We start from the raw sequence: 26302 nt of genomic DNA on the forward strand, positions 1-26302 counted from the left end.
GCAACCTGTGACTAGGACGTCTCGCCCTCGGTCGTCACCTCGAAGGTGTTGAGGAAGCCGCAGATGAGTTGGTAGAAGCCCACGGTGATGACAAGGTCCGCGAGCTGGTTCACCGTCAGAAACGCCAGCAGTTCTTCGCGCGTGACCTCATCGAGGGTGTGCCGGGCGAGCAGCCGGTCCGTGGCGGTCAGGACGGCGGCCTCGGGGCCGGGAAGGTGCCCGGCCGAGCCGGTCCCGGCGGCAGTGAGCGCCTCCTCCCCCACTCCGACGAGCCGGGCGATTCTCTCGTGGTGGTGCACCTCGTAGGCCGCTCCGTAGACATGACCGACCCGCACGATGGCGAGTTCGCGCAACGTGTCCGGCAGCGAGTTCCGCTGCAGGACCGCGTCGCCGAGGGTCAGTACGCCCGGAGCCAGGGCCGGTGAGTGCATCAGCATCCGGAAGACGTTGAGCGAGCCGTACGCCGTCACGACTTCCTGTAGCTCCACGGGCAGTGCGGAGAGATCCGGATACTCCATGTCGGCTCCGTTCGGTCGGGAGGGGCGACGGTCGACGTCGACGGTCGAGAGCAAGGGTCCGGCGGGCGGTGATGGTGCGTCAAGGCCGTTGTCAGTGCCTCCCCATAGAGTGGAAATCACTCGGGGAACAGCTCGGGCAGCAGCCTTGGAGAAGGAGCAGAGACATGTCCGCCAACAGGATTCAGCACAAGGTGAATCACGTCGCGCTGGTAGTGGACTGTTCGGGTTCCATGCGTCCGCATCAGAGTCAACTCATCCGTGTCGTGGACGAGTTCGTGGCGGGTTTGAAGGCCGAGTCGGACAGCCTCGGTCACGAAACCCGGATCAGCCTCTACTCCTTCGACCACAGGGTGGAGAATCTCGTCTGGGACATGGATGTGAAGCACCTGCCGTCCATGCGGGGTCTCTACCAAGTCAACAATGGCGCCACGGCCCTCATCGAGGCTTCACTGAAGTCCCTGGACGACCTGGGAAACATCTGGGAGGAATACGGCGAGCACAGCTTCCTCCAGATCGTGGTGACGGACGGCGAGGAGAACGCCTCCGGCGGGGACAGGCGGCACGACGGCGACATGACGATCCTCGGGCCGTGGCTCGACAAGATCGCGGCGAAGATGGGAGGGCTTCCGGGCCACTGGACCTCCGCCATCCTCGTGCCGAACTCCCTGGCCAAGCGGACGGCCCAGAACTACGGCTTCCCGGCCGGGAACATAGCCATCTGGGACGCGGATTCCCAGGAAGGCGTCGAGGAGGCCATCGGCACCGTGCGCGCCGCCGCGACCAGCTTCCTCCGGGCCCGCGAGAAGGGCGTACGCGGCACCAAGAACCTGTTCGCCGTCGGTCAGGACATATCGATCGACGAAGTGCGTGCCAATCTCGAACCGATTCCGGCGGACAAATACCGGCTCCTGAAGGTCGACAAGGAAGTCGAGATCCGACCCTTCGTCGATTCGCACCCGGGCGTGGCCTACGAACGCGGTTCCTGTTACTACCAGTTGGGCGCCCGGGCCCAGGTCCAGCCCAACAAGGAAGTCATCGTGGTCGAGAAGGACACCGATCGCGCTTATACGGGCGACGCGGCGCGCAGCCTTCTGTTCGGGTCGGGCATTCAAGGGACCGTCTCGGTGAAGGCGGGGAACAATCCCAAGCTGGAGGTCTACGTACAGAGTCGTTCGGTGAACAGGAAGCTCAAGCCGAAGACCCGGCTTCTCATCATGCTCTGAATTAGCCGGGGTACGAATGCGCAGGTGAAATACGGACCGGGGCGGAGAGAGCCGCCCCGGTCCATCGCCCTGCGGGCCTGTGTGCCCTGCAGGGCCTTTTGGCTGGGCCCTGCGGGTCAGTCCCCGATGTGCGGCAGCAGCGAGACGATCTTGCTGCCGCGCCGGACTACCAACACGTCCTCGTAGGCGAGGAGTTGGGGCACGTCCATGAAGCCGGGGCCCGGCTTGCCGGGGTCCACGTGGCCGCGCCAGACTCGCTCACCCGTGTTCAGATCGAGGCCGGACAGGTCGCCGGTCGGGCTGAGGAAGTACACGACGCCCTGCCCCGACGACACCACGGGAGACGTGATGCCAGGCAGGGCCTCCGTATCGGGCATCTTGACGCCCACCGGGGCCGTCCACAGGGTCTTTCCCGTGGTCAGCGAGTAGGCCGAGGCCATGCCCTTCCAGGTCACGGTGAACACGCGATCGCCCACGACATCCGAGCCGGCCAGCGGCGCCTCGAGGCGATAGGAGTGCGACGTCTGCTTCCCGGAACCGCTGATGGTGGTCAGTCGCATGCTCTTGCGGGCCGCCCCGCCCTTGCCGGTCGGCGTCTTCTTCGCTTCGATCAGAACCATCCGGTCCCCCGAGGTTCCGACGAACTGCTGCCCGCCGGGAAGAGCCGTGACCTTCTCGGCCTTGCCGGTGGCGGGGTCCAGACGGAGGATGTCCGTGCCCTGAGGCTTCTCGACGTCACGCATGCACGCGAGATGGGGCACGCCGTTCAGCACCGCCCGTTGGCACACGGTGCCCTTGTCCCAGGTGTGGCGCCACTTCTCCTTGCCCGTCAGCGGGTTGAGGGCCGACATCGTACGAAGATTCGGGGTGTTCGCGAGGACCGCGCCGTCGATGAGCATGGCGGCCTGGTCGGTGCGGTCGTCCTGCGGCATCTCGACCGTCCACAGCACATCGCCGTTGTCGGCGCCCACCGCCATCAGGTCCGTGCCGCCCCGGTAGTCGCCGTTCGGTTCGTTCTTCGTGGTGTGGTTGCGGTAGGCGTAGACCACGCCGTCGCGCACGGCGAACGGATGGTCGATCCCGTCGCCTTCGCGCTTGACCTTGACCGTCCACAGCCGCTCGCCGGTGTTGGCGTCGAACTTGGCGGCGTCGTACTTGGACCCGGCGCAGTACAGCGCGGATCCGTCCACCAGGCAGCCCCGCTCGCCGGCGCCCGGGGCGTCCTTCTGCCACGGCTTCCAGCCCTCCGGCGACGCCGCGGGCCGCACAGGCCGGTCCTCTCCGCCCGCTCCGCCTCCGAAGCCGAGAACCGCCCCCACGGTGATCGCGGCAACGGCCACCGCCGCCCCCGCGACCTGTGAGAAACGGCGCCGGCTGCGCCGCCGCACCACCTTCTCGACCAGGTCCCCGGGCGCCCGCACCTGATCCAGGGCGACCGCGTGAAGCGTCTCCCGGACCTTCTCCTCCACCCGCTCCGTCGTCATCCCTGCATCTCCTTCGGCGTGTAGCTGAGCGACTGCGCCTGTTCCGCGGGCCGTTCGGGCCCGAGCTCCGGTACGAGCGCGCGGAGCTTGGCGAGCGATCGGTGCGCGGTACTGCGCACCGTGCCCACCGGGCACCTCAGCAGCGCCGCGACCTCGCCCTCCGGCAGATCCTCGAAGTAGCGCAGCACGACCACGGCCCGCTGCCGCTTCGTCAGACGACGGAGCGCCGCCCACAGCGCGATCCGCAGCTCGGAATCCGACTCGGCACCGGCTTCCCCGCCGGACTCGGGCAGTACGGGCACCGTCGTCTCGGCGCGATGTCTGCGCAGCCGCCAGCGGCTGACCTGCTGGCGGTACAGGACCTGGCGGACATACGCCTCGGGCTGCTCGATGTGCGCCCAGCGTCCGTAGGCCTTCATCAGCGCAATCTGCAGCAGATCCTCCGCCGCATGCCGGTCCCCGCCGGTGAGCAGCACCGCGAGCCGCAGCAGCGCGGTGGAGCGCATCGCTACGAACTCCCGGAACTCGTCGTGACTTGAGGCCTCCATCGACCCTCCCCTTCTTGGCAACCATCACGACGCGATGGGCCGCCCCCAGCTATCCCTCTGCGGACGAGATTGTGCGTTCACACCAAACGGGGCGGGTGAGAGACCCGTTGTGCGGGGTGGCGGGGCGCGGGTTCCCACAGCCGGTCGCGTCGGATCACTGAGGGGAGAGCTTGTGGACGGTGGTGTCGTCGGGGTTCAGCCGTCGCCCGTCCGCGGACAGCACCTCCAGCGGACGGAGGCTGTTCCCCTGCCGGCGGTCGACCAATTGTGAGTGAGGCTCGCCGGGGGCGAAGAAGTTCTGTTCGCCCCACTGCCGCAGCGCCACGATGACGGGGAAGAGTGCCTCGCCCTTCGGCGTGAGTACGTACTCGCGGTAGGCGCTGCCGTCCGAGGCGGGGACGGATTCGAGGACACCGCCTGCGACCAGGGTGCGCAGTCGCGCGGTGAGGATGTTCTTCGCCACCCCGAGGCTGCGCTGGAACTCACCGAAGCGGCGGCTTCCGTCGAAGGCGTCCCGCACGATCAGCAGGGACCACCAGTCGCCGATCGCGTCCACCGACCGGGCGACGGGGCATTCGCTGTCGTCGAAGCGCGTCCTGGTCACCATGACGTCCCTCACTCACTCAATCACTCTCCGCTGGTTGCAACATGCTACCAACAAGCGTTACCTTCACCCTCGCCATTGGTAGCAAGATGAAACCAGAATGTGGAGGGGTGCCATGCCCGGCAACGGTGAGGCTGTGACACGACGGACCGAGACCGAGGTCCGCAGCACCGAGGCCCGCGGCGGGGAGGTCCGCAGCGGGGAACAAGGGCCCGCGTTCGTCCTGTCCCGCGGCATCGTCATGCTGTTCGCGGTCGCCTGCGGGGCTTCGGTGGCCAACGTCTACTTCTCCCAGCCGCTACTGGTGACCATGGGCCACGACCTCGCCATGAGCCCGGCACTCGTCGGCAGCGTGGTCACCCTCACGCATGTCGGCTACGGGCTCGGCCTCTTCTTCCTCGTACCGCTGGGTGACATGGGCGACCGCCGACGGCTCGTCGTGGCCCAATTGCTGCTCCTGGTAGTGGCGTTGGGCGTGGTGGCCGCCGCACCCACTGCGGCGATCCTGCTGGCGGGCATGGCCGCGACGGGGCTTCTCGCGGTCGTCACGCAGACGCTGGTGGCCTTCGCGGCCTCACTGGCACCTGCCGCCCAGCGCGGACGGGTCGTCGGCCTGGTCACCAGCGGCGTGGTCATCGGAATCCTGCTCGCCCGCACCGCATCCGGACTCATGGCCGATCTCGCGGGCTGGCGCTCCGTCTACCTCGCCTCGGCAGCGCTCACCGCCCTGCTCGCCCTGATCCTGTACCGCGTTCTGCCACACCACAGCGACGCGCCGCCGACACCCCTGCGCTACGGACAGCTCCTGCGCTCCACCATCACCCTGTTCGCACGGGAGCGGCTGCTGCGGCTCCGGGCCCTGTTCGGCCTGCTGATCTTCGCCGCCTTCAGCACCCTGTGGAGCAGCGTCGCGCTACCGCTCAGCGAGGCCCCGTACTTCCTGTCCCACAGCGCGATCGGGGCGCTGGGTCTCATCGGCGTCGTCGGCGCCCTGGCCGCGACCGTGGCCGGTCGCCTGAACGACCGTGGATTCTCCCGGCACACCACCGGCACCGCCCTGGCACTGCTCGCGGCGTCGTGGCTGCCCCTGGCCTTCACCCGCAGCTCGTTCTGGGCGCTTGCCGTCGGGGTGATCCTGCTCGACCTCGCCGTGCAGGCGGTCCATGTCACCAATCAGACCCTGATCTACGCGCTGCACCCGGACGCGGGCAGTCGGCTGATCGGCGGATACATGGTCTTCTACTCGGTCGGCAGCGCCACCGGCGCCATTGCCGCGACCTCCCTCTACTCGGCGGCCGGCTGGGGCGCGGTATGCGCGCTGGGGGCCACGTTCAGCTGCCTCGGGCTCCTGCTGTGGGCGATCACGGCCCGGCGGCACACCTGCCGGACTCCGCATATCAGTTGAATCTCCGCTTCACCGCGTCCTTGACGCCGTAGGCCGCTCCGATCACTGAGCCTCGGGTTCGGCGCGCGACGGTTTTCAGAGCCCCGTTCGTCCCACGCTGCCTCGTCAGTTGAGCGCAGGTGTCGGCGAAGCGTGCCGCGATGAGTGCCGGTTCGTAACGCGCCGAGGAGATTCGCGCCGCCTCGGCCATCCGCTGACGGAGCTCATCACTGTTGATGAGCTCCAGGAGGTTCTGAGCGAGGGCCTCCTCATCACCCATGGGCACGAGACGCCCGTCGATTCCATCGGAAATGATCTCCCTCGGGCCCAAGGGGCAGTCGGTGGAGACAACGGGCACTCCACAGCGCATCGCTTCGACGATCGTCATGCCGAAGGACTCGTGGTCCGAAGCGCTCGCGGCAAGGCCCGCTTTGAGCCACTCGGTTTCCAGGGGTGAAACCGCGCCCATGAGAGAAGCGTGCTTTTCCAGGCCCAATTCCTCGATGAGCCGCTGGAGTTGCGCTCCGTGGCCTCCCCCGATCCCTGGGCCGAAGATACGGAGAACCCAGTCAGGGCGATCGGCGCGGACTCTGTCGAATGCTCGGATGAGGAGGTCGTACCGTTTGGTCGGAACGAGTCTCCCGGCAGCGACAACTGCCTTGTCCCTGCTGCCCGGCGGGGCACTGAGTGGCGCCGGCACAGGATTGGGAAATGCTTCGATGCGCACTCCCGGAAGTGTCATGTGCTTGCGATAGGTGTCCGCGTCAGCCAGGGTCGTGGTTGTCAGCATGTCAAGGCGCGGGTACAGCCGACGCAATGCACGCCGCAGCGGTCTCGGGTGGTTGTGGAATGTCAGGTGCTCTTGCCCGACGCGCAACGGCCCCTGCTTGGCCTGCAGGCAGATATGTGCGTTCAGGCCTGGTCGGGTGCCTACGATGACGTCGCTCGTCAGCGTGCTCAAGTGATGAGCGATCCGCTGATCGGTCAGGGCGCTGTAGTGCGGGTACTGCGTCTCGCTCTTGGGAAACACAGCAGCTGGGCTGCGGTATTCGGGCAGGTCCCCCTCATACCCCGGGGTCCCCTTTCTCAGATCGACCAGGTGTCGAAGCCCGACTTGAGGATGCACGGGGAACACTGGTGAATCCCTGTGCCGGTGGACCGACACGATCTCCACATCATGCTGCTCGGCAAGCGCGTTGGCGAGGTTGATGGTGGTGCGGATCGTGCCGCCGAAACCGAAGGCATTGTGGATGAGGAATGAGATGTGCAAGGTGCCGTAGCTCCCGGAGCCGCACTCCATACGGAGTCACCAAGGCCCCGGCACGACAGAAATCGCGGATTCGGAGCCACTCGCCAATCCAACGACGGGACCGACCGAAGGTTCCGAGCCGCAGAAGGCGCGCCTACCGTCGACGCCGCCCCTCGGATGAGTGAAATTATCCGGCAATATGGAGGGACTCGGGCGCATGTACCGCATTGACTGCGTGCGCAGTGCTGTCGTCCCTTCATGCGCAGCAGTAACCGGCAGTACCTCGTATCCGTTGATCACTTGCGTGCCTACGCTGCCGTGCTGGTGCTCCTCTGTCACGGAACGCACATGATCTCTCCGTATCTCAGAGAGACCCCGAACAGTGACGCGCACGGCTGGCTCTATTCGGAGAACCCTCTGGCCACTCTGGTGCTGGAAGGCCATTCCGGGGTGGCCCTCTTCATGGTGCTTTCCGGATTCATCTTCACCATCGGCGCGCTGGGCAAGGACGTCCACTACGGCCGGTTCCTGGGCAACCGGGTGCTGCGGATCTTCCCGCTCTACATCGCGTTGATCATCCTGGGTATCGGCGCACACAAGCAGGGCGCGGACCTGTCGGCGGTGCTCCAGTCCCTGGTCGGTCTGGGAAACCTGCCCGGGTCCCTCGACCTGGGGGCCGTGTCGAGCATGTGGTGGGCCATCGCGGTCGAGTTGCAGTTCTACCTGCTCTTCCCGCTGTTCAGCAGGCTCCTCACCAAGCGCGGACCTGTGGCTCTGTTCAAGCTCCTGGCCGCCATTGCCGTGATCCGGGCCCTGGTGTGGGCCTCGGCCAACGGCACCATCAGTGTGAACTCGATGCTCTACTACAGCCTCGCCGGCAGGATCGACCAATTCCTGCTGGGCATGGTGGCCGCCTGGTTCTTCGTGCACCACCGGGAACGGTTTCAGGGACTCCTTAAGGTGGCCGTCCCAACAGCCTTGGCCACAGGCGCGATCTGGGCCTTCAACCAGACCCACGCCTTCCACGAACGCCAGGCCACACGGCTGCTCTGGGTCGACGTCGAAGGAGCTCTCTGGGCCCTGGTGGTGCTGACCTATGTGGCCACCATCTCCTCAACGGGGATCGTGTCGAGAGGCATCGCCAAAGTCGGCGAGATGAGCTTCTCCGTCTACCTGCTCCACTACATGGTCATCACCGCGATCGTCTCCCGCCGTTGGTGGTTCGAGCTGACGGGGCGCCCTGTGGTGGATGCCTTCATCACCGCGGCGGTGGCAGTTCTGCCCATCACCCTGGCCACGGCTGTGGTCACGTTCCACGGCATCGAACGGCCATTCCTCCGTTGGCGTCGCGCCTACCTCCTCACGGACCCACCCAAGCCCGCCGCACTCCCCCCTGCTCCCAAGGCCGCGGTCGTCTCGCCCAGGTAGACGATTGCCGGCGGGCGGTTGACCAGTGTGTCGTGGCGGATCAGCCGGTCGAAGTCGATGGCCGATGGCCGATGATCGATGGCACGGTCCGCCCAGCCATGTGGTGTGGATCACGGTGGAGGACTGTCACGGATCGCCGATGCGAGGTGTCTCGATGGGCGTCCGAAGAGAGGAGCCGGGTGTGGTCGTGCCACTGGAGAGAGATGGAGTCCGTCATGACTGAGGACGCCTTCGCCGAACATCGTCCGCTGCTGTTCACCATCGCCTACGAGATGCTGGGCAGCGCCGCCGATGCCGAAGACGTGCTGCAGGAGAGTTATCTGCGATGGAGCGCGGTCGACCAGGCGACGGTCGACCATCCGCGCGCCTACCTGGTCCGCGTCGTGACCCGGCAGGCCCTCAACCACCTGCGCACGGTCAAGGCACGGCGTGAGGACTACGTCGGCCCGTGGCTGCCCGAGCCGATCCGCACCGCGCCCGAGGTGAGCGAGGACGCGATCCTGGCCGAGTCGGTGTCCATGGCCATGATGCTCGTCCTGGAGACACTGAACCCGACCGAGCGCGCGGTGTTCGTACTGCACGATGTCTTCGGCTACACCCACGGCGAGATCGCCGCCTCGGTCGGCAAGAACGAGGTCACCGTCCGGCAGATCGCCCACCGCGCACGCAGACACGTCCACGCTCGCCGTCGCCGCTTCGAACCCGACTCCGAGGCCACCCGAGCCATCGTCCAGCGGTTCCTGCTCGCGGCGACGACCGGTGAGATCCAGGGCCTGATGGACCTCTTGGCCCCCGACGTCGTGGAGATCTCCGACGGCGGCGGAAAGGCGTCCGCCGCCCGCCGCCCGATCACCGGCCGCGAAGAAGTCGCCCGCTTCACCCTCGGTGTGGCCCGCACCAGCATCACCCCGACGACCCGCATCGAGCACGCCATCTACAACGGCATGCCCGCGGCACGCTGCCTCACCGACGGTGAACTCGACTGGCTGCTCGCCTTCGAGATCCACGACGGACAGATCACCGGCCTCTACGCCATGCGCAACCCCGACAAGCTGCACCGCGCCCAGACGGTGCGCCCACTCGACCGAGGAGAACACCAGCCATGGAAACCATGACCGTCGAGCGCACCATCCACGCCCCGATCGACGACGTGTTCGCCTGGCTCACCACGACGACCAACTACACGCGTTCGCCCCTCGTACTGCGCTGCCGCCTGACCCGCCACGGCGAATCCGCGCCGTACGGCGTCGGCGCGGTCCGCAGCCACCTCTGGCTGATCGGCTGGCTCCGCGAACGCATCACCCACTACGACCCGCCCTACGCCACGGAGTACGCCGTCGACCGCAGTTTCCCGCCGTCCCGGCATGAACTCGGGCGCATGACGTTCACCGAGACCGAAGACGGCACCCTGGTCAACTGGACCACGCGCGCCGAAATGCGGGCCCCGCTCGTCGGTGCCTTCCTCACCCGGCACGTCGTACGACCGATGATCACCCGCAGCTTCCTCAGCATCCTCGACGCCGCCGACACCGCACTGAGCCGACACCCCAGTCCCAGCCGGTCCTGACGACCGCTTATCCCCCGCCATTGACTGCCCTAGAGGGCCGCAGTACAAGTCCCCTACGGCAAGGGGGACATCATGGGTTTACGCATCACTGTGGACATTTTCTCGGGGCGACCCAATCCCACGTGGGAAATCCAGGACCAGGAACAGGTGCTTGAGCTGATCCAGCTCATCGCGCACCATCAGGAGGCGGTGGCCGACGTTTCCGGCGGGTTCACCGGACTCGGGTTCCGTGGAATCCAAGTGGAGATCACCGACGACCTGGACACCGCCGGCCTGCCCGCGGTGTTCAAGGTCGCTGGGGGCGGGGATCGGGACCCCTACACCGGTGCCGATGTCGCCGAGCGTCTGCTGGAGACCATGCCGGTCGGCGGGCTCGACGAGAGCGGTGAGAACGGTGAGCGGCGTCCGGCCGAGGACGAAGGCGAAGGCGCAGGCGCAGGCGACACGGCGGCGCTCGGCGAGAGTTTCCCCGAGGACTTCCGCGAGTCGGTCCGCGAGGAGATCCGGCGCACGGCCCGCGAGGGCGCGGGCGGGGCGACCACCATCGAGCCCACCGAGTCGGGCGGCATCACCGAAGCGGACGCCGCGGAGGTCGAGAAGCAGTTACAGACCCTCGTACACCGGGCCGCGCTGGCCTGCGCGTACGACGTGACGCCCTTCAACCCGGCCTTCTGGAACCGCCCCGACACCCAGGCCTACAACAACTGCTACAACTTCGCGGTCAACCGGCGCACCAACACCTTCGCCCAGCCCGGCCGCGCACACGGCTACACCATCCCCCGCACGGTGCGCTGCGGCGAGGTGTCCAGCGGGGCGCAGCGCGACGGTCTGCGGCTCTGGGGCAACTGCCAGCCCGCGGGATCGCTGCGTTACGTGGTGGCGCTCGTCACCGGCACTTTCCCCGGCAACCTCCGGGACTACCACTGGTATCGCCTGCACCCGGGCGGCCTCTGGGCCCACAAGCCGGGCGGAACTCCGGCCCGCAACACCGACAACTCCGGTCGCCTCATCACCAACCCTTATACGTGCGACCGACGCCCCTACAACGAATGGTGCGGTCTTTTCCAGACGCACAATTCGATCGTCATTCGCTGACCACCGTCTGTCGAAAGCTCACCCAAAAGGTCGGAGGAGTGAGCGCCATGTCCACACCCTTTGGCGATCCCACAGCCGAAACCACGGAATCCGTAACGCCCGAACTGCTCGACGTCGGCCTCTCCGATACGCCGGTCGACGAACCGTCGACGGCCACTGATGGTGAATCCGCCACCGCGGCCGCCACGCCCGCGTACCTCCTCCTCCGAGGCAGTTACCGCAGCGTCGGCACCCACGTCCTGGAATTGCGGGTCGACGTCGACGGTCCCCGTACGCTCCGGAAGGTCAGCGGGGACTTCTTCAACTCCGGTGGCGGCACCACGAGTTACGCGGGGTCCTTCGTCGTGCACGCACCGGCCGTCGCCTGGTCGCCCACCCAAGTGGTGATCACCGGCCAGGGCCATTTCACGGGAACGACCAGTTTCCCGATCGTGCGGGTGACCATCGCGCGCCGGAGGGCCGGCCAGCAACAGGCCGCCGCCACCGTGCAGTTCGTCAGGACGTCCGGCCAGGTCGGCGCCGCGTACACCTGCGCGTTCACGTCTCCGTACTTCCGCACCGTGCAGTGGGAGCAGGACTCCGTCGCCGGCAAGGTGCCCTTCGTGTCGTACGACACCGGTTCGCTGCCCGGGCCGCCCGGCAGCCCGGCACGGAAGCTGACCGTGCCGCGGGCGTACGCCGAGGCGGGCATCGACGTGCTGGTGTCCAGCGCGGCCAACATCCTCGGCGACAGTTCGGCCGGCTGGAGCAACGCCGAGCTGCACGCCGCGATGCAGACCAACTTCTCCCTGTGGCGGAACGTGCCGCAGTGGCGCGTGTGGCTGCTGGTCGCCAGCCGCTACGAGGGCAACGATGGTGTCCGCGGCATCATGTTCGATGCACAGGACGCCTACCAGCGGCAGGGCTGCGCCGTCTTCTACGACATCATCAAGGGCACCGACCCCGAGTCGGTGCGCGCCCAGTTGCGTACGTACGTGCATGAGCTCGGCCACGCCTTCAACCTGCTGCACTCGTGGCAGAAGGGGCTCGCCACACCCCCGGCGCCGCTCGGCCCGAACAACGGCTTCGGGGACCTGTCGTGGATGAACTATCCCCAGAACTTCAATCCCGGCGGCGGCGCTCCGACCGGGACGGCGGCGTACTGGAGGTCGTTCCCGTTCGAGTTCACCGCCAACGAGATCACGCATCTGCGGCACGGCTTCTACCGTGACGTGATCATGGGCGCCAACGCCTTCGGCAGGGGATCCGCCGACATCGACCCTGACCTGTTCGACCAGCCCGTGGTGGATGATTCCGGGCTGCGGCTCGACCTGCGCGGAAAGAAGAGCTTCGCGTTCGGTGAACCGGTCGTCGTGGAGCTGAAGTTGGACACGACCGACCTGCGCGGGCGGGACACGCATGGATTCCTGCACCCGGACTACGACTTGGTCAGCGTCGCGATCCGGCAGCCGTCCGGCCGCACGGTGCTCTACCGGCCGCTGCTGCGGCGGTGCGTCGAAGCGGATGCCACGGTCCACCTGGCCGTGGACGGGCCGCCGCTCTACGCGAGCGCCTACGTGGGGTACGGCCAGGACGGGCACTATTTCGAACAGCCGGGTACCTACCTGCTGCGTGCCGCTTACGTCTCGTCGGACGGTTCCCGCATCGTCTCGCCGGTGCTGCGCACGACCGTCCGCAGCCCTTACAGCGAGACCGACGAGCAGGTCGGCGAGCTGATGCTGGGCGAGGAGCAGGGCACTCTCTTCGCTCTGCGCGGGTCCGACTCGCCGTCGCTCCAGGCGGGCAACGACGCCCTCCAGGAGGTCGTACAGCACTACGAGAAACACCCGCTCGCCCTGTACGCCCGCATGGTCGAAGGGCTCAACGCGGAACGGGACTTCAAGTACCTGGCGCCGGACAAGAGTGCGCTGATGGTGCGCCCCGCCGCCCCCGAGCAGGCCGTCGGACTGCTGTCACCCGTGGTCGAGGCGTCCTTGCACGGTAACGGCGTCGACAACATCACCCTGAACATGGTGATGCGCCGCCTGGCGCGGGCGCACGCCAAGGAGGGCGACACCGAGCAGGCGAACGGTGTGCTCGACCATCTGGTGCACTACGCCGAATCGAAGTTCAGGCCGCACGTCGTCGACGCCGTGCGCCACCAGGTGGACGAGACCCGGCGGAGCATCAACGCGGAGCCCGGCACCTGACCGGGCCCGGGGAGAGACCTGGGATCGCGGGCGGGGGCGGCGGTTGTCGGACCGTCTGGATGCGGTACGAAGGCTTCTGTGAACGAGAAGTCTTCTGTGAACGAACAGAACCCGCCCGCGACCGTTCGTGTGTTCATCGCTCTCGCCCCGCCCGACGAGGCGAAGAAGGAACTGGAACGGGAACGCGACCCCGCATATCAGGCTCATCCACGGATGCGGTGGAACCGCATCGAGGACTGGCACATCACTCTGGCGTTCCTCGGCGAGGTCCCCGTCCCGGTGGTTCCGGTGCTGCGTGCTCCGCTCGCTCGCCTCGCAGCCGCCCGCAAGCCCCTGACGCTGGCGCTGAGCGGTGGCGGGCACTTCGACGAGCGTGTGCTGTGGAGCGGGATCGACGGAGACCTCGAGGAGCTGCATCTGCTCGCCACCGAGGTACGTGCCGTCGTCGATGACTGCGGGGTCGGTCATGTGGGCCGGCCCTTCCGCCCCCATCTGACGCTGGCCCGCGCCCGCCGGGACACACCGTCGTGCGCGGTGGAAGCCGCTGCCGGGCTCGCCGGGTTCACCGGCCGGCCCTGGCAGGCCGAGCGCCTGCACCTGGTCGCCAGCAACATCGGCCGCGGTCCGGGGCCCATCCACTACCGCGATGTCGGCGCCTGGGACTTCGACGGCTCGGCCTCGGGGCGGGAGGTACCTGCCACGCGATGACGCTCGTAGTGGCGCGCAGCTGCTCGCGCCGCGGGCCGCTAACAACGCCCGTACCGCCTGCCGCAGTTCCGTGACACCCAGTCTGAGGTCCTCGTCCGCCGTGAGGTCCCCTGCCCGGACGCGGGCGGGCAGCAGGGCTTCCTGGTCGTGGGTCCAGCGGGTGACTCCGTCGACCGTGGCCAGGTGTCGTCGGCGACGCCGCCGTCCCCGTCATGGCGGATCGTGCTCGCCAACTCCAGTGCCAGCCAACGCTCCACAGAGCGCCTCCTTCTTCCTCTGCCGTCTCTGGCGCCCACGGTGCCGGCAAGCAACGCTGTCATCGCTCGGTCTCCTCCAGGTGGCGGACGCCGCGCACGTCATGGACTATCTGCGCGCCCTGCCCCGACCCGTCGACGCCCTCCTGGTCACCGGCGACATCGCAGACCACGGCGACGAGGCCGAGTACGAGGAAGCGGCCCGACTCCTGGCCGCCCCCTTCCCGGTCCTCACCTGCCCCGGCCATCACGACGCCCGCCCCGCCTACCGCAAGGCCTTGCTCGGCCAGGCACCCGGCCACGGCCCCATCAACCAGGTGCGCCACGTCGCCGGAACCGCCATTCTGATGTGCGACTCCACCATTCCCGGCCGTGACGAAGGGCTCCTCGACGCGGCGACGCTCGCCTGGATCGACGCCACTCTTGCCGCGCTCCCCCACGGAACCCCAAGTCCGACGGGCGGCTGGTGGAAAGCGATCAGTGCGTGCCGTGAACGTCGAAAGCGGCCTGAACGCCGAGTGCCCCGTCCCTGCATCACGGGGACGGGGCGGCAGCGCTGCAGCCACAGCGCGGATGGAAGCGACCAGCCTATCGGCGGGCACTGACAAACGTGGGCCTACGGCTGCGGAGGCTTGTCCTGGTCCCGGCCGAGCTGGTCCCTGAGCTTGTCCTGTGCGGTGTCGACCTGGCCGGAGTACTTCCCCTGGGTCTTCCCGTCGACGAAGTCACCCGCCTTGTCGATTCCCTGCCCGGCCTTGTCCTCGTGGCCCTTGAGCATCTGCTTCAGCTTGTCCATGACTGACATGGGCAACCGCCTCTCTCGTGTCGCCCCCACATACAGGCTCACACCACGAGGCTTGATCCGCATCTGGTGGCTCGGATCCGCACCTGGTGGCCCCGATGGCGCCGTCGCGCACACGGGAACGGCGCAGGTGAGCGCACGCCCCGAGTCTGCGGACGTATCCGGGGTCCGCGTCTCTCAGCGGAAAGTGTGTACCAGCTGAATCTCGCCGACAATGTGCTCGTTGAACTCGTCGAGCTCCTCGGCCGGAACCCACAGTTCGAGGATCGTGCGACCGCCCGCCTGCTGGACGGGGTACCGGCGCAGGAACTCCGAGTCGACCTCGAAGCGCGTCACGTGACCGGCGCCGTCGTGCTTCACGTTCCAGTCCCTGGCGATCCTGACCGCGTAGTCCTCGTTGAGGACCGGATAGAAGATCGGCTGCTCGGGCAGGCGGGGCGGCCAGGCACGCCAGTTCAACTCCCGGACCAGCTCCAGCTCCTTGGGGCCGGTCGGGCGCCACAGGGTCGTCGTCGCGGGCCGGCCGGTCATGAGAAGTCCACCTCTGGGTCGAAGGCCGCCGAAGCGGCTGGTCAGGAGGCGGACGATACCGGCAGGGCGAGGGGGCGGGCCACCGCATTCAGTTGGGCTGAGCGGCGGGCCCGGAGCGGCGGGCCCAACGTTAGCCGTCGTCAGCCGCCGTCGTCGGCGTGGGTGGCGAAGCAGGTGCCGCCGGCCGTGGCGGTGCCGCCGAGCACCGGCAGGGTCAGGAGGCTCAGCGCCAACCCGGCTGCGAGTCGCGCCACGCTCTTGCGGATCGGTCGGGCAGGGGACATCTCAGAGCCGCTGGGTGCTGGAGATGTCGGGCGCGACCACGCCGACGCCGGCGCCGGGCGTCTGCGGGGCGCCCTGGGCCCCCTCGGTCCCCTCGCTCCCCGGACCGGCGTCGCCGATCTCGTCCAGCGTGCCCGCGGCGTGGGCGCGCTCCTTCGTGTCGGCCGTGTCCGCTCCCGGAGGCGGGCTGATCGCGGCGATGACAGCCCCGGCGGCGAGAGAGGCAACGGCCAGTACGCTTCGCTTCTTCATACCGGGGTCAACTCCCTGACGCGGATAAGGGCACGGTCTGATCCCTGAGATCACCACAGCGGCCGTCTTCGATTCCGGCCCGAGGCGCGGGTCGGCGGCGCCTACGCTGTGCGGATGTTGGTCTACGCCCCGGCGGCGCTCCTCTTCCTCGTCTTCTGCGTACGCGTGGCGCGCGAGCGCAGGAAGTTCAGCAATGCCGTGATCCTGGGACTCGCAGCGCTCTGCGGTCTCGCGGCGTGGGTGGTCCAACTGATCAGGTCCGGCTCGGCATCGGGTCAGGCCGTGGCGTGGGCGGCGCTGGTCCTTGGCGCTCTGAGCATCCTCGTACTGACGTGCTTCCTGTTCTCCAACGGCCTGCAGATGGTGCGCAAAGAAGGCAGGAGCCCCACCAACTTGCTTTCACTGGTGGCCGCATTGGCCATCCTGGCTGTCGTGGCGCTGGTGGTCATGGCAGTGGTCGTACGGACGCCGGTGTGGGTCGGCGTGGGAACGGCGGCCGGCGGTCTGGCCGCCTATCTCGCGTTCCTGTTCCTCTGTTTCGTCTGTTACGCGTTCCTGTACGGGCGGCAGCGCGTGCGCCGCAAGGCCGACTTCGTGGTCGTCCTCGGTTCGGGACTCGTCGGTGGGTCCACCGTGCCGCCTCTGTTGGCCAGTCGCCTCAGGCGGGCGCAAGCGGTGCACGCGCGCCTCGCCGAGCGGGGCGATGCGCCGGTGGTCATCACCTCGGGCGGCCAGGGGCCGGACGAGGACGTGCCGGAGTCCCACGCGATGGCCGACGATCTGATCGCCCATGGGTTTCCCGCTGGCCTGATCGAGCGGGAGGACCGCTCGACGACGACCGACGAGAATCTGCGGTTCAGCAAGGCGATCATGGAGAAGTCGAAGCCTGACTACCGGTGCGTCATCGTCACGAACAACTACCACGCCTTCCGTGCCGCCCTCACCGCTCGGCGGACCGGGCTCAGGGGCCAGGTGGTGGGCTCGCCGACCGCCGCGTACTTCTGGCCCACCGCGACGATCCGTGAGTTCGCCGCGGTCCTCGTCGCCTACAAGCGGACCAACGTGGCCATCTGCCTGCTGCTCGTCCTCGGCGGGGTGCTCGCCTGGTGGGCACAGCGGAACGGCTCCTGAGGACGCTCGCCGGTGGCTGCCCCCGCGCGGGCGCCGAGGCCGGGGCTACGACCGTCGGCCGGGCTTGCCCCGCTTGCCGCCCTTCGACGCCCCGCCGGAACCGCCGGAACCGCCGCGTGCGCTCTTGCCGGACTTTCCGGCGGGCTTTCCCGTCTTTCCGGTGGGCTTTCCGGTGGGCTTGCCCGCCGTCGGCTTGCGCCGGGCTGCACCCTTGTCGGGGCTCTTGCGCTTCGACTGGTCCGCTGCGGACGCGGCCGGCGGAGTCTGGGTGCGGCCGCGTGAGCTGTTGACGGTGCGTCCTCGCACGATCCCGATGAAGTCCTCCACCAGGTCCGTGGTCGCGTCCTCCGGCCAGGACAGCGCGACCCGCGATTCGGGGGCTTCCGTGAGCGGGCGGTAAGTGAGGTCCTTGCGGTGGTGCAGGCGGGCGAGCGACTGGGGGACGACGAGGACGCCGATGCCCGCCGCCACCAGTTCGATGGCGTCCGCTGTCGTGGCGGGGCGCTCGTTCGCGGCCTTTCCGGGCAGGCTGGTCTTTCCGGACAGGCTCTCCCACGGGAGGGTGTCGTCGAGGGGGTGCAGGACGGTCTCGTCGGCCAGGTCCCCGGCAGTCACTTCGTCGACCGCCGCGATGACGTGGTCCTTGGGGATCACCACGACTGTCGTCTCGGTGTAGAGGGGGATCGCGCTGAGGTCCGTACGGTCGACGGGCAGTCGTACGAAACCTGCGTCGGCGCCGCCACCTCGCAGCAGCTCGAACGCCTCGCCGGGAGAGACCGGCACGAGGGTCAGCGGCACGTCCGGCAGCCGCTCGTTCCAGATCCGCACCCACTTGGTGGGTGTCACCCCCGGGACGTACGCGAGCCTGAAAGAAGGGGTTACTTGCGAGTCCGTCACTCCGCCAGGTTACCGGTCGTGGTCGGCGGTAGCTCACATGCTCGATACCCTGGGGACCATGACGTCGCACCAGACCACCCAGACCATGAAGCCCGCGACCGCGGCGAAGAAGCTGGGTGTGTACCTCGAGGCCACCCCCGCCGAGTTCCAGGAGGGTGTCGTCTCGCGCACCGAGCTGAACGCCCTGCAGACCGAGCCGCCCGAGTGGCTCCAGGAGCTGCGGCGCAACGGCCCGCACCCGCGGCCGGTCGTCGCGTCGAAGCTCGGCGTGTCCATCGCCGGTCTCGCGCGTGGCGGGGTCACCGAGGCCCTCACCACGGAGCAGATCGAAGCGATCAAGACCGACAACCCGGAGTGGCTGCAGAAGGAGCGCGCCACCCAGGCCGAGGTCCGCAAGGAAGCGGTACGCATCAAGGAGAAGAACGCCGCGGAGCAGGAGCGCCAGTCGCGTTCCTGACCTCACTCGGAACTCCGACCCGAGCCCCCGGACCCTGACTCGGTCAGCCGGGGGCTCAGTCGTGCCGCGCGGCTCCCCCGCCCCCGTGCTCGCCCCCCGTGCCGGGCGCGGCCTGGGCCCCTGCGATGCTGATTGCGTGGTCCTCACTCCCGCCGTCCCGGAACCGATTACCGCCGATCCGCCCGCCTCCGCCGAGAACCCGCTGCTCACGCAGTCGTGGCTGGACCTTGCCTTTGTGCACTGGGCCGTGGATCCCGCGGATGTCGCGCCGCTCCTGCCGGCCGGGACTGTTCCCGACCTCCACGACGGGGCGACCTACGTGGGTCTGGTCGCGTTCCGCATGCACCGGGTCGGCTGGTTCCGGCTGCCCGGCATCCCCTATCTGGGTACGTTTCCCGAGACCAACGTGCGCCTCTACTCGGTGGACGCCCATGGCCGCCGCGGCGTCGTCTTCCGCTCCCTGGACGCCTCGCGCCTGATTCCGGTGGCGGTGGCACGTGGTGCTTTCCGGCTGCCGTACCAGTGGTCGCGGATGAGCATCCGGCGCAGCGGCGACACCGTCACGTACACGAGTGCGAGACGCTGGCCGGGGCCGCGGGGTGCGCACAGCCGGATAGCCGTCCGGGTGGGCGAGCCGGTCGAGGAGCCCACCGATTTCGAGCACTTCCTGACGGCCCGGTGGGGCATGCACAACACGTTCTTCGGGCGGCAGATGTTCCTGCCGAACGCGCATCCGCGCTGGCCGCTGCACCGGGCCGATCTGATCGAGTGCGACGAGGACCTGACCGCGGCCGCTGGGCTGCCGCGGCCGGTCGGGGACCCGGTGAGCGTGCTGTATTCGCCGGGCGTTCCGGTTCGCTTCGGGCGCCCGGCCCGGCCGGGCGGCATTCCGACTCCCTGACGGCCGCGGCGACAGCGTACGACAGCAGCTCGTGCGGCCCTCACAGTGAGCTCGGCACGACGAACAGGGCCCAGGTGACGAGGGGGCCGATCAGGCTGATGCCGAGTCCCCAGGCCATGAGGCGGCGGAAGACGAACTCGCGTTGGTCTGCGGGGGTGTTGGCGGTCACCAGTGCTCCGCTGGTGGAGAACGGCGAGGCGTCCACCACGGACGCGGAGATGGCCAGCGCCGTGATGAGCCCGACGGCCCCCACCTCGCCGGCGAGCAGGAAGGGCACGGCCAGTGGAATGAGCGCGCCGAGCATTCCGGTGGTCGAGGCGAAGGCGGAGACCAGGGCGCCGATGAGGCAGATCAGGAGGGCCCCGACGAGGGGTGCCTGGATGGCGGCGACCTGTTTGCCGAGGTAGTCGATGGTGCCCATGCGCTCCATCTGGCTCACGTAGGTGACGATGCCGCAGACCAGCAGGACGGTTGACCACGCGCACCGGTCCACGGCGCCGGTGACCGACTTCGGTGAGACCAGGGAGAGGACGACGGTGATGGTGAGCGCCATCAGGCCGACGTCGAGGTCGAAGAAGAGCGCTCCGGCGACGAGGCTGAGGAGCCCGATGAGGGTGAGCGCGCGCGGGCCGTCGAGGGTGAGGGGTTCGTCCGGTGCAGCGGGTTGAGTGGTGGTGGCGACGGCGAGGGTAGGGCGGGGTGCCGTGCCCGCCTCGACGAGTTGGCCGCCGGGTCCGCCGGGCGGGGGCGCGTCGTCGTGTCGCTTACCGCCGGCGCCTCCGTCGCCACCGTCTCCACTTGCCTTGTACGTCTCCGCGCGTTGCCCTAGCAACTGCCGGCCGCCGAAGGCGAAGAAGACGATGACGCACAGCGCCACGTTGAACAGGAACGAGGCGGTGAACAGGAGGGCGGGGTTGCCCGGCAGGTGGTTCCGCTCGACCACGTTGTTGGTGATGCTGCCGAACACGCCGATCGGCGAGAACCCGCCCGCACTGGCGCCGTTGGCGATGAGCAGGCCCATGAGTACGGGGTTGATGCCGTAGGCGGCGGCGAAGCCGAGGCCGATGGGGGCCACGATGCCGACCGCTGCCGGGGTGACCGCACCGACCGCGGTGAGGAGTGCGGTGACGAGGAACATGACCCAGGGGATGAGGGCGATGCGGCCCCTCACCGCCTTCACCGCAGCGTTGACGAGCCAGTCCACTGTGCCGTTGTTCTTCGCTATGGCGAACAGAAGTGTGACGCCGACCAGCACGACGAACAGGTCACCGGGGAAGCCGGAGAACAAGTCGTCGGTCGATTCGTCCGCCACGGTGGAGCCGACGATGAACGCGGCCACGAGCGCGAGCGCGCCCAGATGGACGGCGGAGAAGGTGGCGATGGCGAAGACAAGGACCAGGGCGATGATGGAGATGACTTGATCTGACACGAGGGCTCCCTTGCCGTCGGCCGATGGTCATGTCGCGGTGCGCCGGGGCGCGTGACGAGGGGTGCGCGCGGCGTAGAGGAGTGCGCGGCGGATGACGGCGCGCACGGACGTCCGCCCGTGGGCCGAAGGAGCCCAGGGGGATAATTAATTCCGCCTGGCGGAATTGAGCTTTCGCAATGGGGAGTATTGGAGCGGGCTCCCCGGGGCGTCAAGGGGAACGCCCGAATACGTTGCGCGAGGCGGAGCCTGCTAGAGGCCGAGTGCCGGCCCACCCCCAGCGGCCTGTCGTGGATGCCCCAGCGCCACGCTGACCTGCCGCGCCGTCTCGCTCACCAGCGCGCCGTACGCGGCTCTCGCCTCCAGAGTCATCCGGCTCGTCGGCATGTTCACGCTGATGCTCGCGACCGGCGTCCCCGACTCGTCCCACACGGCGGCCGCGACGGCGGACACGTCGTCGCGCCACTCCCCGCCGTTCGTGGCGTACCCCCGCTCCCTGGTCGCCGCGAGTTCGGCGAGCAGCCCTTCCTTGTCCGTGATGGTCGAGCCCGTGAACTCCTCGAGACCGGAGCCCAGGTGACGGTCGATCACTTCCCGGGAGCTCTCCGCGAGGACCGCCTTGCCGTTCGCGGAGGCGTGAAGGGGGAGTTGGGTGCCGAGTGCCAGGATGATGCGCACCGGCTTGGAGGTCTCCAGGCGCTCGATCAGCACCACCTTGTCGCCGTCAGGCACCGTCAGATGAACCGTCTCGTCGATGCGCCGCCGCAGCTCCTCCATGAGCGGCAGAGCGACGTCACGCAGGCTCAGCTCCCCCGTCGCGCGGCGCCCGACCTGCAATGCCTTGGTGGTCACGACCCAGCGGGTGACCTCGCCCGCGGCCGGGCGGATCCAGCCCGCCTCATGCAGTGTGCGCAGGGCGCGCTGCGCCGAACTCTTGGGCAGCTCAAGGCTCCTGGCCAGGTCGGCGACGCCGATCGGCTGCCGCGTGGCGACCTCTTCCAGCACGCGAAGTGCGTTGAGAACGCTCTGCATCCGTTGACTCCCCACCGGGTCGGCCCTACGCTCACCGTGCCACCTTACGACACACCGTGCCACAATGCGGCACGCTTCTCAAGGGAGTTGGCCACAGTGACCTCGCAAGCCGGGCGGCACTTCCTGCAGATACCAGGCCCGACCAACGTCCCCGATCAGGTGCTCCGCGCCATCTCGGCGCCGACCATCGACCACCGCGGACCCGAATTCGCCGCGCTCACCACGGAGTTGCTCGCCTCCCTGAAGCCGGTCTTCGGCACCTCCGGGCCCGTCGTGGTCTTCCCCGGCTCCGGCACCGGCGCCTGGGAGGCGGCCCTGGTCAACACGCTCAGCACCGGGGACCGGGTGCTGCACGTGGAGACCGGCCACTTCGCCACGCTCTGGCAGCAGATGGCAGCCGGTCTCGGCCTCTACGTCGATTTCCTCCCCGGCGACTGGTGCCACGGCGCATCTCCCGAGGCCATCGCCGAACGCCTCGCGGCCGACAGCGCTCGTACGATCAAGGCCGTCTGCGTGGTGCACAACGAGACATCGACCGGCGTGACCAGCCGGGTGCCCGAGATCAGGCAGGCGATGGACGCCACAGGACACCCTGCGCTGCTGCTCGTCGACACGATCTCCTCGCTGGGTTCGATCGACTACCGGCACGACGAGTGGGGCGTCGACGTCACCGTCGCCGGGTCCCAGAAGGGGCTGATGCTCCCGCCCGGGCTCGGCTTCAACGCGGTGAGCGAGAAGGCTCTCGCCGCATCGCGCACCGCGCGGCTGCGCAAGTCCTACTGGGACTGGCAGCCGATCATCGAGGCGAACCGGCGCGGATTCTTCCCGTACACCCCCGCCACCAACCTCCTCTACGGTCTCGCCGAAGCGCTGCGGATGCTCCACGACGAGGGGCTGCCCGAGGTCTTCGCACGGCACGACCGGCATGCGGCCGCCACCCGAACCGCCGTGCGCGGCTGGGGACTTGAGGTGCTGTGCGCCGACGACCGCGAGCACTCGTCCTCGCTGACCGCGGTGCTCATGCCCGAGGGCCAGGACGCCGACAAGGTACGCGAGATCATCCTTGAACGGTTCGACATGTCCCTGGGCGCGGGCCTCGGCAAACTCGCCGGACGGATCTTCCGCATCGGCCACCTCGGCCACCTCAACGATCTGACGCTCGCGGGCACCCTCGCCGGGGTCCAGATGGGCCTTCAACTGGCCGGTGTACGCATCGATCCCGGCGGTCTCACCGCCGCCCTCGACGTCCTGCGCGCCGAGTGACTGCGGACGAGCGCCCGCCGAAGTCACCGTCCCGCCGAGGAGGTTGCCGAGCATGACCGTCACCGAGGGCGAGAGCCCCACCCACGAAAGCGCCGAAGGCTCCGAGACCCAGGACCGGGCCCGCGGTCTCCAGAAGGACCTGGTCAGGGACCTCGAAGGAGAGGTCCAATTCGACGACTACACCCGGCACTTGTTCGCCCGGGACGCGAGCATGTACGCCATCACGCCGATGGGCGTGGTCTTCCCCCGGCACGCCGACGACGTCGCCGCCGCGGTCGCTGCGGCGGCGGCCCACCGGGTGCCCGTCGTGCCACGCGGGGCCGGGACCAGCTTGGCGGGCCAGACCGTCGGGCCCGGCCTCGTGCTCGATCTGTCCCGGCACATGAACCGCATCGTCGAGCTCGACCCAGCCAGCGGTACGGCCCTGGTCGAGGCCGGTGTCGTACAGGACCAGCTCAATCGCGCGGCGAGCCCGTGGGGACTGATGTTCGGCCCGGACACCTCGACCAGCAACCGCGCCACCATCGGCGGGATGATCGGCAACAACTCGGCCGGCAGCGGATCGGTGCGCTACGGCATGACCATCGACCACGTCCGTGAACTCGATGTGGTGCTCTCGGACGCAAGCCGGGTGCCCCTCGGTCGGGTCGACGAGGCCGAACGCGCTTACAGGGCAGAGCAGTTGACGCTGGAGGGCGCCCTGTACCGGGAGCTGCCCGAGATCGTGCGGGCCAATGCGGCGGCCATCGCCGAGGGGTTCCCGGAGCACTGGCGCCGCGCCTGCGGCTACCGCCTCGACCGCTTGGCCCGCGAGGACGCCCCCTTCGACCTCGCCAAGTTCGTCGTCGGCTCCGAGGGGACGCTCGCCGTCGCGACGAGCGCCCTCGTCGGTCTGGTGCCCAAGCCGCGCCGCACGGTGATCGCCGTCGGGCACTTCACCTCCGTGGCGGGAGCCATCGCGGGGACCGAGGACGCGCTGGCCTGCGATCCGGCCGCCGTGGAGCTGATGGACCGTACGATCCTCGATCTGTCCCGCCGCAAGATCGAGTACGCGGCGCTCGGCGACCTCCTGGAAGGACAGCCCGAGGCCTTGCTCTTCGTGTCCTTCACCGGCGACGAGGAGGGCGAACTCCTGGACCGGATGCGGCGGCTCACCAAGCTATGGTCCCGGCACGGGCACGGCTACCACACCCTCCAGGCGGTCACCCCGGCCCAGCAGTCGTCGCTCCTGAAGGTCCGCAAGGCAGGGCTCGGCCTGCTGATGGCGGCAAGCGAGGGCACCCGGCGCCCGCTCGCCTTCGTCGAGGACACCGCGGTCGACCCGGTGCATCTGGCCGACTACACCCGCAGATTCAAGGACGTCCTGGACCGGCACGGCATGACGGCCGGCTTCTACGGCCACTGCTCGGTCGGCTGTCTGCACATCCGGCCCTATCTCGACCTCGCCGACCCGGCGGACATCGGCCGGATGCGCGCCGTCGCGGAGGAGGTCAAGGATCTGGTCGCCGAGTACGGCGGGGTGAACTCCAGCGAGCACGGGGACGGTCTCGCGCGCAGCGAGTTCAACCGGGAGATCTTCGGCGAGAAGCTGTACGAGGCGATGCGCCAGGTCAAGCGGCTCTTCGACCCCGACGGCATCCTCAACCCGGGCAAGATCGTGGACGCGGCGCCGATGACGGAGAACTTGCGCGACGCGGCGCTGCCACCCGCCGAACCGCTCCGCACCCGCCTTTCGTTCGAGGTCGTGGGCGGTGGCGGCATGCGCGCGGCGGCGGACCGCTGCATGAACATCGGCCTGTGCCGCAAGTCCGGCAGCGGCGCCATGTGCCCCTCGTACATGGCAACGCGCAAGGAGGAGGACTCCACCCGCGGCCGGGCAGGAGCCCTGGTCAAGGCCCTCTCCGAGCCCGATCCGAAGGCCGCGCTCGGGGACGAGCGGCTGCACGAGATCCTCGACCTGTGCCTGATGTGCAAGGCGTGCAAGAGCGAATGCCCTCTCGGCGTCGACATGGCCACCCTCAAGAGCGAGACCCTCTCGCACTACCACGACACCCACGGAGTGCCGCTGCGCACCCGCCTGTTCGGAGCGATCCGGCTCCTGAACCGCCTGGGCTCCGCGACCGCGCCCCTGTCCAATCTGCCGGGGCGCATCGCACCGGTGCGCCGGCTCATGGACCGCCTGGTCGGCATCGCTCCTCAGCGGCCCCTGCCGGTGTTCGTGCGACGCAACCTGCTGCGCTGGTTCCGCCACCGTACGCCTACCGCACACCCGGTCACGCAGGGCACCGTCACCTACCTTGCCGACTCCTTCACCACGTACACCGAGCCCGGCATCGGCCGTGCGGCCATCGAGCTTCTCGAACGGGCGGGGTGGCGGGTGCGGCTGGAGAGCGGCGGCTGCTGCGGAAGGTCCAGCCTCTCCAAGGGCTTGGTCGACGACGCGAAGAGCAAGGCGCGCCAACTCGCCCATACCTTGCGGGAGTCGACGGAGGCCGGCTCACCGATCGTGGGCTGCGAGCCCTCGTGCCTGATGACGCTGCGCGACGAACACCGGGCCCTGCTGCCGGACGACATCGCCGTCAAGGACATCGCAGGGAGGGTACGCCAGGTCGAGGAGCTGCTGGGCGAGGCCATCGACGACGGGCGGCTCCGGCTGCGTGAGGACTCATGGCTCGCCGGGCGCAAGCTGCTCTACCACGGTCACTGCCATCAGAAGGCGGAGGTGGGTACGGCCGCGACCGTGGCTCTCCTTGAGCGCATCCCGGGGGTGACGGTGTCCGAACTGGACGCCGGGTGCTGCGGGATGGCGGGATCCTTCGGTTTCGAGTCCGAGCACTACGAGGTGTCGATGACGGTCGGCGATGACCGGCTGTTCCCCGCCATCGAGGCCGAGGACGCCGACACGGTCGTGGTCGCCACCGGTGTGTCCTGCCGCCAGCAGATCTTCCACGGGACCGAGCGGAACGCCTGGCATCCGGTGCAGCTGCTGTGGGAGGCGGCGGAGCCGGCGCGAGCGCCAGGGCGGTCGCGGTGAACGAGCACCGCGACCGCCCCGCGCCAGGCCAGGCCCGGTCAGG

General features: G+C 68.7%; 24 protein-coding genes and 1 pseudogene. 14 read left to right on the forward strand and 11 right to left on the reverse strand.

What is annotated here, in order from left to right; all coding sequences use genetic code 11:
• Nucleotides 1-11: 11 nt before the first annotated feature.
• Nucleotides 12-518: a carboxymuconolactone decarboxylase family protein gene (locus E5671_RS05000; protein ID WP_160502626.1), complete on the reverse strand. Its 507-nt coding sequence runs from the start codon at nucleotides 516-518 to the stop codon at nucleotides 12-14.
• Between the two features lie 164 nt (nucleotides 519-682).
• Between E5671_RS05000 and E5671_RS05005 the strand changes: the two genes are divergently transcribed.
• Nucleotides 683-1741: a vWA domain-containing protein gene (locus tag E5671_RS05005; protein WP_160502627.1), complete on the forward strand. Its 1059-nt coding sequence runs from the start codon at nucleotides 683-685 to the stop codon at nucleotides 1739-1741.
• A 116-nt stretch (nucleotides 1742-1857) separates the two neighbouring features.
• On the opposite strand, the gene E5671_RS05010 is transcribed toward E5671_RS05005, so the two are convergent.
• The 3 genes from E5671_RS05010 to E5671_RS05020 form a co-directional block, all read right to left on the reverse strand.
• Entirely contained in the window at nucleotides 1858-3225 is a 1368-nt protein-coding gene (locus tag E5671_RS05010; RefSeq protein ID WP_160502628.1) for an outer membrane protein assembly factor BamB family protein, read from the reverse strand.
• Complete coding sequence (locus E5671_RS05015; protein ID WP_160502629.1) at nucleotides 3222-3773, reverse strand: SigE family RNA polymerase sigma factor; 552 nt, start codon at nucleotides 3771-3773, stop codon at nucleotides 3222-3224. The genes E5671_RS05010 and E5671_RS05015 overlap by 4 nt, the downstream gene beginning before the upstream one ends.
• A gap of 154 nt (nucleotides 3774-3927) precedes the next feature.
• A complete protein-coding gene (locus E5671_RS05020) occupies nucleotides 3928-4380 on the reverse strand; it encodes a winged helix-turn-helix transcriptional regulator (RefSeq protein ID WP_160502630.1) in 453 nt (150 codons plus the stop codon).
• Between the two features lie 112 nt (nucleotides 4381-4492).
• Here E5671_RS05020 and E5671_RS05025 point away from each other — a divergent pair, with 112 nt between their 5' ends.
• On the forward strand, nucleotides 4493-5782 hold the full coding sequence (locus E5671_RS05025) for an MFS transporter (RefSeq protein ID WP_202121018.1): 1290 nt from the start codon (nucleotides 4493-4495) through the stop codon (nucleotides 5780-5782).
• Here E5671_RS05025 and E5671_RS05030 read toward each other — a convergent pair.
• Complete coding sequence (locus E5671_RS05030; protein WP_160502631.1) at nucleotides 5775-7031, reverse strand: glycosyltransferase; 1257 nt, start codon at nucleotides 7029-7031, stop codon at nucleotides 5775-5777. The two genes, E5671_RS05025 and E5671_RS05030, sit on opposite strands and share 8 nt — an antisense overlap.
• Nucleotides 7032-7268: 237 nt before the next feature.
• On the opposite strand from E5671_RS05030, the gene E5671_RS05035 reads away from it, so the two are divergent.
• The 7 genes and pseudogenes from E5671_RS05035 to E5671_RS05070 form a co-directional block, all read left to right on the forward strand.
• Nucleotides 7269-8438, forward strand: a complete 1170-nt coding sequence (locus E5671_RS05035) for an acyltransferase family protein (protein WP_160502632.1) — start codon at nucleotides 7269-7271, stop codon at nucleotides 8436-8438.
• Between the two features lie 215 nt (nucleotides 8439-8653).
• Nucleotides 8654-9553: an RNA polymerase sigma-70 factor gene (locus tag E5671_RS05040; protein WP_160502633.1), complete on the forward strand. Its 900-nt coding sequence runs from the start codon at nucleotides 8654-8656 to the stop codon at nucleotides 9551-9553.
• Nucleotides 9541-10005 carry an SRPBCC family protein gene (locus E5671_RS05045; RefSeq protein WP_160502634.1) on the forward strand — a complete coding sequence of 155 codons (465 nt, stop codon included), beginning with the start codon at nucleotides 9541-9543 and terminating at the stop codon, nucleotides 10003-10005. The genes E5671_RS05040 and E5671_RS05045 overlap by 13 nt, the downstream gene beginning before the upstream one ends.
• A gap of 72 nt (nucleotides 10006-10077) precedes the next feature.
• Entirely contained in the window at nucleotides 10078-11100 is a 1023-nt protein-coding gene (locus E5671_RS05050) for a hypothetical protein (RefSeq protein ID WP_160502635.1), read from the forward strand.
• Between the two features lie 47 nt (nucleotides 11101-11147).
• Nucleotides 11148-13289, forward strand: a complete 2142-nt coding sequence (locus E5671_RS05055) for a hypothetical protein (RefSeq protein ID WP_160502636.1) — start codon at nucleotides 11148-11150, stop codon at nucleotides 13287-13289.
• A 96-nt stretch (nucleotides 13290-13385) separates the two neighbouring features.
• Nucleotides 13386-13997 carry an RNA 2',3'-cyclic phosphodiesterase gene (thpR, locus tag E5671_RS05060; RefSeq protein ID WP_160502637.1) on the forward strand — a complete coding sequence of 204 codons (612 nt, stop codon included), beginning with the start codon at nucleotides 13386-13388 and terminating at the stop codon, nucleotides 13995-13997.
• Nucleotides 13998-14310: 313 nt separating this feature from the next.
• Nucleotides 14311-14703, forward strand: a pseudogene (locus E5671_RS05070) (metallophosphoesterase); the annotation flags it as partial.
• A 164-nt stretch (nucleotides 14704-14867) separates the two neighbouring features.
• Here E5671_RS05070 and E5671_RS05075 read toward each other — a convergent pair.
• The 3 genes from E5671_RS05075 to E5671_RS05085 form a co-directional block, all read right to left on the reverse strand.
• Complete coding sequence (locus tag E5671_RS05075) at nucleotides 14868-15056, reverse strand: antitoxin (RefSeq protein ID WP_160502638.1); 189 nt, start codon at nucleotides 15054-15056, stop codon at nucleotides 14868-14870.
• 174 nt (nucleotides 15057-15230) lie between these two features.
• The gene (locus tag E5671_RS05080) at nucleotides 15231-15584 is read right to left on the reverse strand and encodes a hypothetical protein (protein WP_160502639.1); all 354 of its coding nucleotides are present in this window, start codon (nucleotides 15582-15584) and stop codon (nucleotides 15231-15233) included.
• 285 nt (nucleotides 15585-15869) lie between these two features.
• Nucleotides 15870-16118, reverse strand: coding sequence for a hypothetical protein (locus E5671_RS05085; protein ID WP_237330106.1), 249 nt, complete (start codon nucleotides 16116-16118; stop codon nucleotides 15870-15872).
• 114 nt (nucleotides 16119-16232) lie between these two features.
• On the opposite strand from E5671_RS05085, the gene E5671_RS05090 reads away from it, so the two are divergent.
• Nucleotides 16233-17249: a YdcF family protein gene (locus E5671_RS05090; RefSeq protein ID WP_160502640.1), complete on the forward strand. Its 1017-nt coding sequence runs from the start codon at nucleotides 16233-16235 to the stop codon at nucleotides 17247-17249.
• 45 nt (nucleotides 17250-17294) lie between these two features.
• Here E5671_RS05090 and E5671_RS05095 read toward each other — a convergent pair whose 3' ends face one another.
• The gene (locus E5671_RS05095; protein WP_160502641.1) at nucleotides 17295-18146 is read right to left on the reverse strand and encodes a LysR substrate-binding domain-containing protein; all 852 of its coding nucleotides are present in this window, start codon (nucleotides 18144-18146) and stop codon (nucleotides 17295-17297) included.
• A gap of 58 nt (nucleotides 18147-18204) precedes the next feature.
• Between E5671_RS05095 and E5671_RS05100 the strand changes: the two genes are divergently transcribed.
• Together E5671_RS05100 and E5671_RS05105 are read left to right on the forward strand one after the other, a co-directional pair.
• Nucleotides 18205-18603, forward strand: a complete 399-nt coding sequence (locus E5671_RS05100) for a DUF5997 family protein (RefSeq protein ID WP_202121019.1) — start codon at nucleotides 18205-18207, stop codon at nucleotides 18601-18603.
• A gap of 136 nt (nucleotides 18604-18739) precedes the next feature.
• Nucleotides 18740-19504, forward strand: a complete 765-nt coding sequence (locus E5671_RS05105; protein WP_160502643.1) for a DUF2071 domain-containing protein — start codon at nucleotides 18740-18742, stop codon at nucleotides 19502-19504.
• 40 nt (nucleotides 19505-19544) lie between these two features.
• Here the strand turns inward: E5671_RS05105 and E5671_RS05110 are convergent, their stop codons facing one another.
• Together E5671_RS05110 and E5671_RS05115 are read right to left on the reverse strand one after the other, a co-directional pair.
• Nucleotides 19545-20933, reverse strand: coding sequence for an SLC13 family permease (locus E5671_RS05110; RefSeq protein ID WP_160502644.1), 1389 nt, complete (start codon nucleotides 20931-20933; stop codon nucleotides 19545-19547).
• A 249-nt stretch (nucleotides 20934-21182) separates the two neighbouring features.
• Nucleotides 21183-21962 carry an IclR family transcriptional regulator gene (locus tag E5671_RS05115; protein WP_160502645.1) on the reverse strand — a complete coding sequence of 260 codons (780 nt, stop codon included), beginning with the start codon at nucleotides 21960-21962 and terminating at the stop codon, nucleotides 21183-21185.
• A gap of 96 nt (nucleotides 21963-22058) precedes the next feature.
• Here E5671_RS05115 and E5671_RS05120 point away from each other — a divergent pair, with 96 nt between their 5' ends.
• A complete protein-coding gene (locus E5671_RS05120) occupies nucleotides 22059-23225 on the forward strand; it encodes an aminotransferase class V-fold PLP-dependent enzyme (protein WP_160502646.1) in 1167 nt (388 codons plus the stop codon).
• Nucleotides 23226-23277: 52 nt separating this feature from the next.
• Nucleotides 23278-26259 carry an FAD-binding and (Fe-S)-binding domain-containing protein gene (locus E5671_RS05125; protein WP_160502647.1) on the forward strand — a complete coding sequence of 994 codons (2982 nt, stop codon included), beginning with the start codon at nucleotides 23278-23280 and terminating at the stop codon, nucleotides 26257-26259.
• Nucleotides 26260-26302: the final 43 nt, after the last annotated feature.

Source organism: Streptomyces sp. BA2 (assembly GCF_009769735.1).
GTDB lineage: Bacteria > Actinomycetota > Actinomycetes > Streptomycetales > Streptomycetaceae > Streptomyces.

What these genes read in the sequence shown, in the direction of transcription:
- E5671_RS05000 (WP_160502626.1), bottom strand. Translation starts at nt 518, where the DNA reads ATGGAGTATCCGGATCTCTCCGCACTGCCCGTGGAGCTACAGGAAGTC.
- E5671_RS05050 (WP_160502635.1), top strand. Translation starts at nt 10,078, where the DNA reads ATGGGTTTACGCATCACTGTGGACATTTTCTCGGGGCGACCCAATCCC.
- E5671_RS05115 (WP_160502645.1), bottom strand. Translation starts at nt 21,962, where the DNA reads ATGCAGAGCGTTCTCAACGCACTTCGCGTGCTGGAAGAGGTCGCCACG.
- E5671_RS05025 (WP_202121018.1), top strand. Translation starts at nt 4,493, where the DNA reads ATGCCCGGCAACGGTGAGGCTGTGACACGACGGACCGAGACCGAGGTC.
- E5671_RS05010 (WP_160502628.1), bottom strand. Translation starts at nt 3,225, where the DNA reads ATGACGACGGAGCGGGTGGAGGAGAAGGTCCGGGAGACGCTTCACGCG.
- E5671_RS05005 (WP_160502627.1), top strand. Translation starts at nt 683, where the DNA reads ATGTCCGCCAACAGGATTCAGCACAAGGTGAATCACGTCGCGCTGGTA.
- E5671_RS05090 (WP_160502640.1), top strand. Translation starts at nt 16,233, where the DNA reads ATGTTGGTCTACGCCCCGGCGGCGCTCCTCTTCCTCGTCTTCTGCGTA.
- E5671_RS05080 (WP_160502639.1), bottom strand. Translation starts at nt 15,584, where the DNA reads ATGACCGGCCGGCCCGCGACGACGACCCTGTGGCGCCCGACCGGCCCC.
- E5671_RS05015 (WP_160502629.1), bottom strand. Translation starts at nt 3,773, where the DNA reads ATGGAGGCCTCAAGTCACGACGAGTTCCGGGAGTTCGTAGCGATGCGC.
- E5671_RS05125 (WP_160502647.1), top strand. Translation starts at nt 23,278, where the DNA reads ATGACCGTCACCGAGGGCGAGAGCCCCACCCACGAAAGCGCCGAAGGC.
- E5671_RS05075 (WP_160502638.1), bottom strand. Translation starts at nt 15,056, where the DNA reads ATGTCAGTCATGGACAAGCTGAAGCAGATGCTCAAGGGCCACGAGGAC.
- E5671_RS05100 (WP_202121019.1), top strand. Translation starts at nt 18,205, where the DNA reads ATGACGTCGCACCAGACCACCCAGACCATGAAGCCCGCGACCGCGGCG.
- E5671_RS05055 (WP_160502636.1), top strand. Translation starts at nt 11,148, where the DNA reads ATGTCCACACCCTTTGGCGATCCCACAGCCGAAACCACGGAATCCGTA.
- E5671_RS05035 (WP_160502632.1), top strand. Translation starts at nt 7,269, where the DNA reads ATGCGCAGCAGTAACCGGCAGTACCTCGTATCCGTTGATCACTTGCGT.
- E5671_RS05040 (WP_160502633.1), top strand. Translation starts at nt 8,654, where the DNA reads ATGACTGAGGACGCCTTCGCCGAACATCGTCCGCTGCTGTTCACCATC.
- E5671_RS05085 (WP_237330106.1), bottom strand. Translation starts at nt 16,118, where the DNA reads ATGAAGAAGCGAAGCGTACTGGCCGTTGCCTCTCTCGCCGCCGGGGCT.
- E5671_RS05045 (WP_160502634.1), top strand. Translation starts at nt 9,541, where the DNA reads ATGGAAACCATGACCGTCGAGCGCACCATCCACGCCCCGATCGACGAC.
- E5671_RS05020 (WP_160502630.1), bottom strand. Translation starts at nt 4,380, where the DNA reads ATGGTGACCAGGACGCGCTTCGACGACAGCGAATGCCCCGTCGCCCGG.